The organism is Vibrio sp. Y42_MX_L11 (genome assembly GCF_024181785.1).
In the GTDB taxonomy this organism is placed as follows: domain Bacteria; phylum Pseudomonadota; class Gammaproteobacteria; order Enterobacterales; family Vibrionaceae; genus Vibrio; species Vibrio diabolicus.
This window is the reverse complement of record NZ_JAMZAP010000028.1, coordinates 43,105-56,379: the sequence shown is the minus strand read 5'-3', so window position 1 is coordinate 56,379 and position 13,275 is coordinate 43,105. Positions and strand designations below refer to the sequence as shown.

At 43.5% G+C, this 13,275-nt stretch carries 13 protein-coding genes and 1 pseudogene; 5 read left to right on the top strand and 9 right to left on the bottom strand.

Annotated elements, in window-relative coordinates; translation table 11 throughout:
* Positions 1–118 precede the first annotated feature (118 nt).
* Positions 119–1,018 (bottom strand): annotated as a pseudogene (tagH, locus tag NL643_RS21115) (type VI secretion system-associated FHA domain protein TagH); the annotation flags it as partial.
* A gap of 312 nt (positions 1,019–1,330) precedes the next feature.
* Here tagH and NL643_RS21110 point away from each other — a divergent pair.
* From NL643_RS21110 to NL643_RS21100, 3 genes are all read left to right on the top strand, one after another.
* Positions 1,331–3,481, top strand: coding sequence for a serine/threonine-protein kinase (locus NL643_RS21110; protein WP_168187769.1), 2,151 nt, complete (start codon positions 1,331–1,333; stop codon positions 3,479–3,481).
* Positions 3,482–3,910: 429 nt separating this feature from the next.
* The gene (locus NL643_RS21105; protein WP_046875350.1) at positions 3,911–4,246 is read left to right on the top strand and encodes an Hpt domain-containing protein; all 336 of its coding nucleotides are present in this window, start codon (positions 3,911–3,913) and stop codon (positions 4,244–4,246) included.
* Between the two features lie 34 nt (positions 4,247–4,280).
* Positions 4,281–4,472, top strand: coding sequence for a hypothetical protein (locus tag NL643_RS21100; RefSeq protein ID WP_012842175.1), 192 nt, complete (start codon positions 4,281–4,283; stop codon positions 4,470–4,472).
* Positions 4,473–4,504: 32 nt separating this feature from the next.
* Here NL643_RS21100 and NL643_RS21095 read toward each other — a convergent pair whose 3' ends face one another.
* From NL643_RS21095 to NL643_RS21080, 4 genes are all read right to left on the bottom strand, one after another.
* Positions 4,505–4,918: an ATP-binding protein gene (locus NL643_RS21095; protein WP_240312158.1), complete on the bottom strand. Its 414-nt coding sequence runs from the start codon at positions 4,916–4,918 to the stop codon at positions 4,505–4,507.
* Positions 4,919–5,025: 107 nt separating this feature from the next.
* Complete coding sequence (locus NL643_RS21090; protein ID WP_253645120.1) at positions 5,026–6,219, bottom strand: PP2C family protein-serine/threonine phosphatase; 1,194 nt, start codon at positions 6,217–6,219, stop codon at positions 5,026–5,028.
* Between the two features lie 29 nt (positions 6,220–6,248).
* Positions 6,249–6,509, bottom strand: a complete 261-nt coding sequence (locus tag NL643_RS21085; protein ID WP_253645119.1) for a hypothetical protein — start codon at positions 6,507–6,509, stop codon at positions 6,249–6,251.
* A gap of 213 nt (positions 6,510–6,722) precedes the next feature.
* Entirely contained in the window at positions 6,723–7,337 is a 615-nt protein-coding gene (locus NL643_RS21080) for a glutathione S-transferase (RefSeq protein ID WP_104970773.1), read from the bottom strand.
* A gap of 145 nt (positions 7,338–7,482) precedes the next feature.
* Here NL643_RS21080 and NL643_RS21075 point away from each other — a divergent pair, with 145 nt between their 5' ends.
* Complete coding sequence (locus NL643_RS21075; protein WP_140066583.1) at positions 7,483–8,058, top strand: TetR/AcrR family transcriptional regulator; 576 nt, start codon at positions 7,483–7,485, stop codon at positions 8,056–8,058.
* A gap of 1 nt (position 8,059) precedes the next feature.
* The gene (locus NL643_RS21070) at positions 8,060–8,464 is read left to right on the top strand and encodes a PPC domain-containing DNA-binding protein (protein WP_253645118.1); all 405 of its coding nucleotides are present in this window, start codon (positions 8,060–8,062) and stop codon (positions 8,462–8,464) included.
* A gap of 98 nt (positions 8,465–8,562) precedes the next feature.
* Here the strand turns inward: NL643_RS21070 and nirD are convergent, their stop codons facing one another.
* From nirD to NL643_RS21050, 4 genes are read right to left on the bottom strand one after another with little or no spacing between them, the layout of a single operon-like run.
* On the bottom strand, positions 8,563–8,898 hold the full coding sequence (nirD, locus tag NL643_RS21065; protein ID WP_253645117.1) for a nitrite reductase small subunit NirD: 336 nt from the start codon (positions 8,896–8,898) through the stop codon (positions 8,563–8,565).
* Positions 8,899–11,418: a nitrite reductase large subunit NirB gene (nirB, locus tag NL643_RS21060; protein ID WP_253645116.1), complete on the bottom strand. Its 2,520-nt coding sequence runs from the start codon at positions 11,416–11,418 to the stop codon at positions 8,899–8,901.
* A 10-nt stretch (positions 11,419–11,428) separates the two neighbouring features.
* Entirely contained in the window at positions 11,429–12,265 is an 837-nt protein-coding gene (locus NL643_RS21055; protein ID WP_005450080.1) for an ABC transporter ATP-binding protein, read from the bottom strand.
* 11 nt (positions 12,266–12,276) lie between these two features.
* Positions 12,277–13,242 carry an ABC transporter permease gene (locus NL643_RS21050; protein WP_253645115.1) on the bottom strand — a complete coding sequence of 322 codons (966 nt, stop codon included), beginning with the start codon at positions 13,240–13,242 and terminating at the stop codon, positions 12,277–12,279.
* Positions 13,243–13,275: the final 33 nt, after the last annotated feature.

The window sequence follows — 13,275 nt, the reverse complement described above, 5'->3', positions numbered from 1 at the left end:
TGCTGACGGAAGAAACCAGCTTCAAAGCTGGGATCAAAAGAAAGCAGAAAAAAGCGAACCGTAGCAACAGCTACCTTTCGCAAGTCCTTGCAGGGCAAGGGGTTTCGTAATCTTTCCCTGCTGCACTTGGTTTTAGGAAACTTGCAGTTTGACGGTTATATAAGTTATGAATTGCATCTTCTAAATTCGCAGAGAACTTCAGAGGATTATTTTCTGACTTCCGAAACGCAGTATGACTAAGTCGATTTGTTTGTTTAAATACCGCTCGATTGTGCAGCGTTTCCATTAAACCAACTAACATCAAAGAAAATGATTCCCCCAGTTGTTCAAACCATTGCTCTCTGTTGTCGCTGGGAATCATCGTTGGATCAATACCCGCTCCTTTAATGAACGCCGCAAGCTCGCTCCCTTTACTATCAAATTTGGGAGTTGGTTGACGTTCTAGCTGTCGCGGGGTTTCCGGTACAGGTGTAGGATCTACACTCTGTTTTTCTGGTTTGGGGATATCAATAAAATCATCGACTAAGCCAATATCTAATTGAAAGTCAGAAGGAACACTCTCATTCAAAAGCTCACTGGCACTAAGGCCGAGGTCTACAAACTCTGCTTCAGATGAACTCGAGAATGCTTCAGGTTCTGAACTGGAACGAAAGTTATTTTCCTGATTATTGAATGCCTCAGTGCTAGTTTGAATACTTACTGAAATTTGGTAATCCCCTAAACTAACCGTATCGTCGTCACTTAGTGCAATCTCATTTCCTTGGCCCACAGGTGTCACAGCGTTATTAACAAACGTGCCATTAGTTGATAAGTCTTTTATCAAGTATTTATCACCAAACTTGATGAGCTCTCCGTGAGTTCCGGATACTACTCTTTCAGGGTCTGGCAGTGTCCAATCACATTGCTCAGACCGACCAAATGTAACTTTGGCATGCTCATCACTTGATTCAAACACAAACTCACTCTCAATCTCTGGAGTAAATTTGTGAAAACTTGTTATGGTTAAAACCAACTTCATGTAAACCTCGCCAAAGACCTGCTAAATATTATTTTTAATTTTATTATTAGTCACTTTCTTATTAACAGTAAGATTAATAAAAACCTTAAACCTGCCATTGAAAATCATGCACGGAATAATGAATCATTTTTTTATCAAAGCAATCACGTAATGTTCAACAATTTTAATTATCCAACCAAGTTCAAATTTTTGACACTTAGACTTTCATCAATAAAAAAACGAATGTTAGTTTGGCCGCGAAATTCTAACATAATGACTTTTCATTGAGCAGAAAGGTATATATTCCCCCATCATTTATACGGAGTTCTTGTGATGGAAGACAGTAATAAAAACAATTCTATAAATAATAAAGATAGCGGAGACAAAACTAAAATTGTAAAGACTCAAAAACGAGACAATGCAATCCAATCAAATAAAGTTGCTAGCAATGAAGGCTCCGTTCAAAATAAAAATGAAACAAATACAAAACTGTCTCAAAAAGAAAACACTCCGTTAGTTAATAAGAAAACAAACAATAAAAATAACACATCAAATAATGACAAAGATGTTATTAATGAGAATTTAATAGGCACAACTGTCAAAAATCGATATGAAATCGAGTCGGTTCTTGGCCATGGCGGACTTTGTGATGTTTATTTGGCTAAAGATAAGATATTAGAATCTTCAGGTTCAGAAACCCCTTACGTAGCATTAAAGATTTTACAAAAAGAGTTTGCATCTCAACCAGAGACTGCACGCATGTTGATACGTGAAGCTCAGCAAACACAAAGATTAAGCCACCCTAATATTATTAGGGTTTTTGATTTTGGTGTTGATGGCGAAATATATTTCTTAGTGATGGAATATATTAACGGGGAAACATTAGAGAATTTAATACAACGATCTAGGCCGCATGGGCTGAAGTTTAACGCAACTTTATCGATTCTAAATCAGGTACTTGACGCGCTGTCTTACGCCCATTCACTTGGTGTCGTGCATGCCGATTTAAAGCCCGCTAACGTCATTTTAACGTCTGAAGGTAATGTTAAATTACTCGACTTTGGTGTATCTAAAACTCATCAATTAAAGCAAGATCAATACGCAGCTAAACGTAAATCCGAAAATGTGGAGACTCTTGGTTATACTCCAAACTACGCATCGCTCAACTTGTTGTCGGGTAAAGAGCCAAACTTAAGCGACGATATGTTTGCGCTATTTTGTATTGCTTACGAGTTATTGAGTTGCAAGCATCCTTATTCAAGAACTCCTGTTAATGAAGCTCTCAAAAAGAAAATGAAGGTCTCGAAACCTGCTAATATGCCAGCATCTAAGTGGCCTATCTTTGCACGCGTTTTTTCAACTGGCATCATCCCCAAAGACCTTACCCCAGAGCAGTTAAAACAAAAGTTGAACATGCGATATTGGCCTATCGTTAGCGGTGTAGCTGCAAGCGTACTATTGGTTACCGGAATCGTATTTGGCTATCAACAACAACAAGAAACCATCTCTGATTTAGAAATAGCTATTAACAAGCAAAATGATCAGATTAATGGGCAGGAATGGTTGCTTGATACACCGCCAGAAAAAAGCTTGTCACTGATTAATAGTGAGAAAAACTTACACCCGGTGATTAAAGCTGGCTTACTACGACAGCACAAGAGCTACCTTCTAAGTGAGTTTGAATCTGAGATTGATCAGGTTCTGAATTCTGATGCTAACAACTATCCAAATTATGATGAAATCGAGTCTGTACTAAACAAAGCAAAAGCCTACTACCCTGACTCACATAAAATTGAAGTTCTGGCGTTAGATATTCAATCAAGCAAGCACTCCACATTGCTTTCGATAGCCAGACAAATCAATAGCCAACTGGAAAAGTCTCGATACAGTAAAGAAGAAGACAGTAAGTCCATCTATGAACTGAAAGATGAGTTAAATCAAATTCATCAGGATTACCCATTTACACCAAGCTCATTATCTAGCGATGTTTTTGGTAAACACCTAACTGAAGCACTCAAAAATAAAGATGCTGCAGCACTTGTTGCGCTAATTAAGGTTGGGAATACTTTCTTCTCAAACGTTGAAGAGCATCAAAACAACTTAAAAATAAGCAACGCGATGAAAGATGCAGTCCTCGAGATGAAACTGTATGAGACCGCGCTAGACTCTAACGATCCTCTACCATTTCCGGACGAGGCTGCTCGAATTTTGTTCCAAGAGGAATTTGAAAACTTCTATTACCGCCTAGAAAAGGCAAGAACAACAACTCACCTCGATAACTTAGTGAAAGATGTTGATCAGTTTTCGAAGAACTTTCCTATCGGTTTTCAAGATATTAACGATTTGAGATTCAAAACTGCAGATAAATACCTGCGCTTCTCCGACATACTACTCAATAAGAGAAGGACCACAAGCGCAAGACGTGCAATGAAGAAGGCGAACGAGTTAATGAGGCAGGTAGAACAGGACTCCAAGCAAAGCTAATTGTACAAAAGGGGCGCAAGGCCCCTTTTTTGCGTCAAGCTACTTGCCATTATGCAACTAGGTTGCTAGCTTGTATTTGTACTCAATTAGGAGAGTTAACCTTGACTGAAGGAATAGTCAAAGTTGGCGAGCGCTTGGCTTACTTGTTTGATGATTACTTTAAACTAGGTAGACAAGACTGTTCCCAACCCAGCATTTTATTTGGAACCCACTATCACGTAACTTGTGTTGCCACGACACGAGTGCAAAATGCTTTGCACAAAAGATTAGATCATAGACACTTGTATATAAGTCAAAGTGTACCGAACAATAACTTTGTTTTTATGAGTCTAGCTCAAGTGATAAGCACACTGTTCAGCGCTCAACTCCCCCAACATCAACCTTCCTATCCGATACATTTTTCTACCTCGCGGTTAGTCAGAGGTAAACATGATTAATTTTGATGTTCTCAATAAATACATGGAGAACGACGTAGATCTTATCGTCACCGTTTTTTCCACATACTTAGAAGACCACGCCAATGACATACAGCGTATCAATGAGTTGTACGCAAACAAATGTTGGCCGGAACTCTACTTATTGGCTCACAGTCTAAAGGGCATTCTAGAGAGCTTTGGTGAAGAAACCGCTGTCATTGTTTTCACCAAAATAGAAGCAGAAACAAGAAACGATAACAAGCCAGATAGCTCAGATATAGCTATAGTTACTAAAGAGCTAGCTGCCATTAATCAACAAATTTTTGCTTACTTGAAGAATATGCAATAAAACAAATTAAGGCTTAACTGGGGGAAATATGGCAATGAACAATAGCAATTTCAAGGAGCTGATTGAGTCTCTCAAAGACTTAACGCCAACTCAAAAGAGGTACTTGCTTAGTCGTACAAAGATGGCGTTAGATGATGAGAGCAATATGCTAAACATCAGTGATATACTGACACCAGAAGAGTTGGAAGCATTATTGTCGCCAGCACCAACCACAAATACAAAATAACAATAATATACAACGTAACCGTCAGATTAACGCTAGGGACCAGGTGGGGTGAATAGATCTTGCTTGGTTGTTAGTTTTTCTCCGTTCCTCTTCACTAAAACAAACGTGTTTTTTCCAATCTCTTTTTCTAACTTGAACTGGTCAGATAATTGAGCGACTAACATCAGTCCACGACCTGAAGCAGACCAACTATCATCATCCATTAAGTTAGGAGCCTCAATCTGTTTATTTTTATGTTGGTTGAATGTCATTTCATTGATTGACGCTCCGTAGTCAGAAACCCTAAGTTCAATGAAATCTGACATTTGGTCAGATCTAATCCTACACTCCACGTCTATCGGCTTGCCTTCAATTTCGCTGTAAGAATGGATGTAAGCATTGTTCATAAGCTCAACAACACAAAGCTCCAATGACCGAGCCGTACTTAACGATACTTGATTATCCATTAAAAACTTAGCAACCTCTTTGCTCGCACTTCGAGAGCGAGTAAGGGATCCACCGTAAGTTCGTTTAAACTCGCTCTGGAACATTCTTTTCCTTTATCCCTAGGCTATCAGCCACGCCACCTTACTTGTAAAAGACTCGCATCATCGTCAAACTCATCTTTGTTCTGCCAAGATTGTACTTGTTCAAAGACACATCTAGCCTGCACTTCTACTTCTAATTGCGAAGTACAAACAGCTTTTATACTTGATGCCAACCTTTGTACTGAAAACATCACCTCGCCTCGCCTCGCTTCTATCAAACCATCCGAATAAAGCCATACTACATCCCCCTCACTCAGAATAATTTGATTACCAACGTACTCCATCGGCTGCAAAGCGCCAATCATAAAGTTGTCTTCACCCGCCAGCTCTGTAGTTTCGGTGCTCGCTCGCCAAACAAGGAACTTAGGATGACCAGCAGTACAATAGCGAAGTTGTCCTGATTCTGTATTAAGAATGGCATAAACCATGGTGAAATATAGCTGACTGTTCCTAGTTTGCTGATACCGTCGGTTTAGCCGATCAATAACGGCTGCTGGTTCACTGATACAGTAGTCGCCATCTCTTAGCTCCATGGTTATCGAATCAGGTCCCAGATTTTGAGATAACGTCTGTTGGATAGAAAAAGCCATCAAAGCAGACGAAACACCATGACCTGAAACATCGAATACATAAAATGCGACATGTTGTTCATCAAGCTCAAAATACCCCAACATGTCACCACCAATCTGGGAGCACGGTTTGTAGGCGTAACTAAATTGCATGTTCTGGATAGACGACTCCGCTGGGAGTAGTTGCTCCATCAGGTGACTAGCAGACTGTAAATCTTGATGGATCATTCGATAGGCTGCATCTAACTCTTTATTTCTATCAACGAGTTTGTTGTGCAGCTGCAGAGTGCGAAAACCTGCTCGAATTCTCGCTTGAAGTTCTTCGACAGACGTTTTCTTATCCACAAAGTCATCTGCGCCAGCATCGATGCCTTTCACGATCGAGCTTTGGTCATTTCTAGAGGACAATAAAACAAAGAAAATGTAACGTTCGCTAACTTGCGATTTTAATTGCCGACACAGCTCAATACCATTAATGCCAGGCATCATTAAGTCACTAAGTACAAACTGAATATCTTTGCGATAAGTCAGCACTTCAAGTGCGGATTGTCCGTCTTCAACAGCAATAACTTCATAGCCCTGCTTTTCTAATGCACTACTGATATAAAGTAGTACTGTTTTACTGTCATCGACCAAAAGAATGGATTTCATTCGCCTCCTTAAGACGGTAGTCGGGCACGCTAACGCAGAACACTAGTCAATGATTGCTCATTTCTAAAACGACTATAATCTTCAGCTAATAACTGGTGTTGATATCGAGTGTAAGACAGCGCCTCATTGGAGATTAATATCTGATGCTCTTTCTCTATTAACTGACTTTGCAGTTTTTCAATCTGCTCATTCTGCTGTGTGTTATTGAGGTACAGCGCGACGAGACCAAAGACCGAAACCATTAAAAGAGCAATAAGAACATTATTGATAGTTTTAACTTGAATACGCATGACCTCTCCTTGTCTATTAATAGACTTCCCACTATGAAAAGAACGTCTACAGACTAAGAGCGCTAGGCTCTAAAACGCATTGAAGCCCATTGAGGTTGTTTTTCCAATTATAGGCGATAGGAGACAAAATAAGAAAAAAGCTGAAGAATTTGAATATCCTTGTGAATTCGAAAGGCAATAGCAGCGAGCAATGATCTACTCGCTGCTGGTACATCAACTTAGAAATGCAGGCCGAGCTGAAACTTGCTCATACCAACGCGCAATGTTTGGTGCAGTAGTAAGCACATCGATTTCTAGGCCTTTAATTGCAAAACCAATCAAAATAAAGCCTGTAATATCGACGATAGTAAAATGGTCAGCGGCAATGAACTCGCTTTCACCAAGTCGCTTATCTAACAACGGTAAAAACTCTTGCACGCGTTGCTTGGACTCTTCGCCCCACTCTTTAACACAACGCTCTCTATCTTCATAGATAGCTGTGATGTTTCTAAATGCTTGAAAAGCGGCATATAGACCTTGAAACTCCACCACGCGATGCCACATTTCCACTTGCGCTCGCTCAAGTTGGTTTGCCCCAAACAACGCCAAATCGTTTTCAAACGCTTCATCGAGATAGCGGCAAATTGCGACGCTCTCACAAATCGTCGTGCCATCTTCAAGCTCAAGCAATGGCACTTTTCCATTGACGCTTTTTTTCTTGAAATCTTCCGCTAGATTTTCGCCGTCACGCACATTTAAAGCGATGCGTTCAACATCGCCACCAATTTCCTTTAAAAAAATGCTAACTCGCTTACAACTTGGAGTTATCGCGGTTTCGTAGAGCTTCATTTTATATCCTTTTTTCTTTTTCTAACCGATTGGTTAGGATATACTGTAGCCAGTTTATAAACGATCAGTCAAGAACTTCATTTCCCAAAAGTTGTTCAATAAGTTTAGGAGTGGTTTGAGAAAAACCGCTCAGGTAGGTACGCATATGGCAAGAAAAGCCAACTTCGATCGAGAAGAAAAACTATTAGTCGCTATGGACGTTTTTTGGCGCAAAGGTTTCGCTAATACATCCATTTCTGATCTCACCGACGAGTTGAACATCAACCGCTTCAGTCTTTACAACACCTATGGCGACAAGCAACAGCTTTACTACGAAGCGCTCGATACCTACTTGAAAAAGGTCTCGCTACCGTCACTGAATGATTTGGAAAAAGACGACGCGTCTTTACCTGAATTGGAATCGTTCCTTAAGTCCTTTGCAGAGCTGCAACGCAAGCGAAGTTGTGGGTGTTTTATTCAAAATGCGTTGATTGAGCATGCAGGTGAAGACGATGACGTACTGCGCAAAGGGCATTTCTTATTTGACCATCTTATCGACATCATTGCGGATGCGCTGACCAATGCGCAAAAAGAAACCTTAGTGCCGAAAACGCTGAAACCAGAAGAGCTCGCTCGTTTTGTTCTCAACAACATGCAAGGTATGCGCGTACTTGGCAAAGCCAAACGTTATGCCGATTTGGATACGGCGCTTTCCTGCTTGCTGGTTTTGATTAGGAAGTAATATGTCGATTGAAGTGATAGCAGTACGTCTTACCAAAGGCATGGACTTAAAGCTGAGCCTAGCGAAATTGGTCGAGCAGCACGGTATCAAAGCTGGCTCGATTGCTTCATGCGTTGGCTGTATCTCTCACCTCAACCTTCGTTTGGCAGGTGCAGAGAGTACGTTAACCAAACAAGAGCCATTTGAAATCGTCTCTGTGATGGGAACCCTAACGCCTAAACATCAACACGTTCATATCTCGGTGTCTGATCGTGAAGGGCGAGTCTGGGGCGGGCATTTGCTGGAAGGTACAGTGATTGATACTACCGCAGAATTGATCATCCATTCTTACTCAGAACTTGAGTTCACTAGAGCGGTGGACGACTCGACTGGCTATACCGAACTCCAAGTGAATCCGTCCAAATAGCAAAAAGCTCCAGAGCCATACTGTGCTGTCTCTGGAGCTTTATTCGCTTGTCTCTTACGCTAAGAATTTACTCATATCGATCAAGCTAATTTCGAGGATCATTCTTCGACTAAATAACAAACCTGATTATCGTCGACCGTTACTCGCCACGTTTTTAGACAGTGCGCTTCGTCTTCCAAACACTGCCCACTCTTTAAGCTGAAATGCTGTTTGTACAGTGGTGACGCAACACACATCTCACCATCGATATCACCGACAATCCCTCGACTCATCACATAAGCCTTACCAATTGGGTCCCAATCTTGAACGGCGTAAACACCGCTATCAGGAATGCAGAATAACGCGACATGCTCGCCTTCAATTAACACAGTGGCACCGATGAACGGCATTAGGTCATCAAGCTGACACAATTTCACTTTGGTTGAAGCTGCCATTTACACCTCCTGTTTCACTGGAATACGCTGACCGCGCACACGCTGGTACGGCAAGACTTTGCTGCCCGACGTGCTGTTCAAGAAAGGACGGAAGCGTTGCAATTTCTGAGGATTATCCAGCGTACTCTTCCACTCACACTGATAGGTATCTACGACTCGCGCCATTTGCTCATCCAATGAATCACATAGGTTGAGAGAGTCATCCAAAATCACTTGTTTAAGGTAATCTAAGCCCCCTTCCATATTCTCCATCCACACCGACGTGCGCTGCAAACGATCTGCGGTGCTGACGTAGAACATCAATACTCGGTCAATCATGGTGATCAACTCTGATTTGGATAAGTCGGATGCAAACAAATCAGCGTGTCTTGGTCTCATGCCGCCATTACCACAAACGTATAGATTCCAGCCGTTTTCGGTGGCGATCACCCCAATGTCTTTACTTTGCGCTTCTGCACACTCGCGAGTACAGCCCGATACGGCAAACTTAAGCTTATGGGGCGCTCGCAATCCTTTGTAGCGGTTCTCTAGCTCAATGGCTAATCCAACTGAATCATCAACACCATAACGACACCAAGTAGAACCCACACAAGATTTCACGGTGCGGACCGATTTGCCGTAGGCGTGCCCTGTTTCAAAACCAGCATCAATTAAGGTTTGCCAGATTTCTGGAAGCTGTTCTAACTGCGCGCCAAATAAATCCACGCGCTGACCGCCAGTGATTTTGGTGTACAGATCGTATTGCTGAGCAACTTCGCCTAGCACGATGAGTTTGTCTGGTGTAATTTCGCCGCCCGGAACACGAGGTACAATTGAGTAAGAGCCATCTTTTTGCAGGTTTGCCATAAAGGCATCGTTAGAATCTTGCAGAGATTGATGTTGAGGCTCCATGATGTGTTCATTCCACAAAGAAGCAAACACAGATGCTGCTGTCGGCTTACAGATATCACACCCATGCCCTTTGCCATGCAGTGCAATTAAGGTGTCGAAGTCTTTGATTTGTTCCACTTGGCAAATATGGAACATCTCTTGGCGACTGAGCTCAAAGTGCTCACAAAGGTGGTTGTTAACCTCTACCCCCATGGCTGCCAGTTGAGTATCCAATACCGACTTGACCATATTGCTACAGCCACCACAGCCAGTACCGGCTTTGGTGTTGGCTTTAAGGTCCGTTAGGTTGGTAGTGCCGGCTTGAATCTCGGCAACTAAGTCACCTTTTGTGACGTTGTGACAAGAACAGATGATGGCGCTGTCTGGCATCTCTCCATCCAGCATTCCGGTATCAAATAGCAGGTTCGCCGCGTGGTCTGGCAAGACTGTTTTGTTCAAATAACACTGTAAGAGCGCATCGTAATCGCTGTTATCACCGACGAGAATCGCACCAAGTAATTGGGTGCCGCTCGCATCAACCACCAGCTTTTTGTAGATGCCTGCAACCGCATCTTGCAAAACCATTTCTTGTGCGCCTTCGGTTTGCATTTGTGCATCGCCGATAGACGCCACATCCACCCCAAGCAGCTTGAGTTTGGTGCTCATGTCTGCACCTTTAAAACCTTCGCTTGGCATTCCAGTCAGGACATCGGCAGTGGTTCTCGCCATGGTGTAACCGGGTGCGACCAAACCAAATATCTTCTGCTCCCAAAGGGCACATTCGCCAATCGCGTATATGTTCTCATCGCTGGTTTGGCATTGGTTGTTAATCACAATGCCGCCTCGCTCGCCTATTTCTAGCTCAGCCAGCCTTGCCAACTCATCTTGAGGACGAATGCCTGCGGAGAAGACAATCACATCCACTTCGAGAGGATCTTTGTCTTTAAACACCATACGATGCTTAGCCGTTTCACCATCGCAGATTCGTTCCGTACCCGTTGAGGTGTGAACGGTTAGCCCTAGCGCTTCAATCTTCTCTTTTAGTACTAAGCCAGCACCATCGTCTAACTGCACGGGCATCAGGCGGGGCGCAAATTCAATAACGTGAGTTTCTAGCCCCAATAGTTTGAGTGCATTTGCCGCCTCTAAACCCAATAAGCCACCGCCAATCACTGCGCCTGTTTTTGCGCCTTCACATGCTTTTTTGATTTGTGAAAGGTCATCAAGCGTACGGTAGACAAACACGTTGTCGCGGTCTTTACCTTCAATTGGCGGCACAAATGGGTACGAGCCGGTCGCGAGCACGAGTTGGTCGTAACCCAGCACATCTTCACCATCAAGTAGAATGCGCTTTTGCTCTCTGTCGATGCCTGTTACTTGGCTGCCTAGTACGAGTTGGATGCCATGCATGTCGTACCATTCTTGGGTACTCAGCATCAAATCATCATGAGAGTTACCCGCAAACAAAGAGGACAACTGTACACGGTCATATGCGATAAAACGCTCTGCACCAATCACGGTAATTCGGTGCTCCAAATGCGCGTTTTTCTGCACTAATTGCTCGACAAGGTGTTGCCCGACCATACCGTTGCCTACCACAACGATGTGGCTCAATGCGTTCTTTACTGGGATCGTTAAAGGACTGTTCATTGCTGCCTCCTTATGCCGTTTGCGCTGCGGTTTTGGGTTTGTCTTCTTTCGAAGCAGGAATCTCGACTTTGGATTGCTTCTCGTAAAGGAACTTCAGCACCGCTTGTCGACACTTCTGATACTGCGCATCATCCGCCAGTGCGACACGCTCACGAGGGCGAGGTAGATTCACTTCTAACACTTCACCAATGGTTGCTGCCGGTCCGTTAGTCATCATCACTATTTTGTCGGATAGCAGCACCGCTTCATCCACATCGTGAGTAATCATGATGACGGTGTTGTTTAGCTCGGCTTGAATCTTCATCAGTGCATCCTGCAAATGCGCACGAGTTAACGCATCCAACGCGCCAAATGGTTCATCCATCAGCAAAACCTTTGGTTGAAGTGCCAGTGCTCTCGCGATGCCGACTCGCTGCTTCATACCACCCGAGATTTCATCCGGTTTTTTGTGCGCGGCATGCTGCATTTGAATCAACTCCAAGTAGTGATTCACTTGTTCCTGAATCCACGCTTTGCCCTTCTTGCCGGCAATTTGTTTTACTGCTAGCTCAACGTTTTGATATACGGTGAGCCAAGGCAATAATGAATGGTTTTGGAACACCACTGCGCGGTCTGGTCCCGGCCCTGCCACCTCTCGCCCATCGACGATCACGCCGCCGTCTGTTGGCATGTGTAGCCCTGCGACTAAGTTCAATACCGTTGATTTACCGCAGCCAGAGTGGCCAATCAGCGATACAAACTCGCCTTTATTGATTTGTAAATCGACGTTCTTAAGCGCGATGAACTCGCCATCTGGCGTTGGGAATCGCATCCCTAAGCGCGTTAGATCTAATAATGCTTTTTCCATGATCTTTTCCCTTATCTCAACGCTTGTTGTTTATTCCAAGACAGCCACTTTTGAAGTTGCAGCATGCCTCTATCGAGCATCAAACCGATAAAACCAATAGTAATGACTGCCACCATGATGCGACCCAATGATGCCGAGCTGCCGTTCTGGAACTCATCCCAAACGAACTTGCCTAACCCTGGGTTCTGCGCGAGCATCTCTGCCGCAATCAATACCATCCAAGCGATACCTAAAGAGAGACGTAAACCGGTGAAGATCATTGGAATGGCAGAAGGTAAAACGATGGTGCGAATGTGCTGCCACCATGAAAGTTGGAGCACTTTGCTTACGTTGATTAAGTCTTTATCAACGCTCGTTACACCCACTGCGGTATTAATCAGCGTCGGCCATAAGCTACACAGCGCTACAGTGATCAGAGAGTTGATGAACGACTTAGCAAACATCGGGTCATCACTCACATAAGTGGCACTTACAACCATGGTAACGATGGGTAGCCAAGCTAAAGGTGAAACAGGCTTAAGCAATTGAATGATTGGGTTGAACGCTTGATACAGCCCTTGATTAAGACCAAGCACGATGCCAAGCGGAATCGCGATAACCGTCGCCAGCAAAAAGCCCGCAGTTACGGTCACTAAGCTTGTTATGATTTGGTCGAAGAACGTCGGTTTACCTGTGTAGGGACGAATCTTCACTTCCGCGTCCGGATTCTTGGCTAACTTCGCAGCATTACGTTTTTCCTGACGTTCGATAAACGCTTGTTCCTTTTCTCGCTCTTGCCAATGGTCATCGACAAGGTTGCTGAACTGCTGAAAAGTTTGCACCGGTCCCGGTAGCGTACCTAATGAAGTTCGCACTTCTCTCGCTGCTAAGTGCCACATTGCCAAAAAGATCAGCAAGCCAATGACGGGCAAAAGCACCAGCCGACTTCGGTTCACTACCTGCTTCGCAGGAAAAAGGGAAATGACATTACTAGACATACTCACTCCTAAGAAATTTACATCCTTGTTGCC

What these genes read in the sequence shown, in the direction of transcription:
- NL643_RS21095 (WP_240312158.1), bottom strand. Translation starts at nt 4,918, where the DNA reads ATGGATAATCAAGTATCGTTAAGTACGGCTCGGTCATTGGAGCTTTGT.
- NL643_RS21075 (WP_140066583.1), top strand. Translation starts at nt 7,483, where the DNA reads ATGGCAAGAAAAGCCAACTTCGATCGAGAAGAAAAACTATTAGTCGCT.
- NL643_RS21055 (WP_005450080.1), bottom strand. Translation starts at nt 12,265, where the DNA reads ATGGAAAAAGCATTATTAGATCTAACGCGCTTAGGGATGCGATTCCCA.
- NL643_RS21050 (WP_253645115.1), bottom strand. Translation starts at nt 13,242, where the DNA reads ATGTCTAGTAATGTCATTTCCCTTTTTCCTGCGAAGCAGGTAGTGAAC.
- NL643_RS21080 (WP_104970773.1), bottom strand. Translation starts at nt 7,337, where the DNA reads ATGAAGCTCTACGAAACCGCGATAACTCCAAGTTGTAAGCGAGTTAGC.
- NL643_RS21105 (WP_046875350.1), top strand. Translation starts at nt 3,911, where the DNA reads ATGATTAATTTTGATGTTCTCAATAAATACATGGAGAACGACGTAGAT.
- nirB (WP_253645116.1), bottom strand. Translation starts at nt 11,418, where the DNA reads ATGAACAGTCCTTTAACGATCCCAGTAAAGAACGCATTGAGCCACATC.
- nirD (WP_253645117.1), bottom strand. Translation starts at nt 8,898, where the DNA reads ATGGCAGCTTCAACCAAAGTGAAATTGTGTCAGCTTGATGACCTAATG.
- NL643_RS21070 (WP_253645118.1), top strand. Translation starts at nt 8,060, where the DNA reads ATGTCGATTGAAGTGATAGCAGTACGTCTTACCAAAGGCATGGACTTA.
- NL643_RS21110 (WP_168187769.1), top strand. Translation starts at nt 1,331, where the DNA reads ATGGAAGACAGTAATAAAAACAATTCTATAAATAATAAAGATAGCGGA.
- NL643_RS21100 (WP_012842175.1), top strand. Translation starts at nt 4,281, where the DNA reads ATGAACAATAGCAATTTCAAGGAGCTGATTGAGTCTCTCAAAGACTTA.
- NL643_RS21090 (WP_253645120.1), bottom strand. Translation starts at nt 6,219, where the DNA reads ATGAAATCCATTCTTTTGGTCGATGACAGTAAAACAGTACTACTTTAT.
- NL643_RS21085 (WP_253645119.1), bottom strand. Translation starts at nt 6,509, where the DNA reads ATGCGTATTCAAGTTAAAACTATCAATAATGTTCTTATTGCTCTTTTA.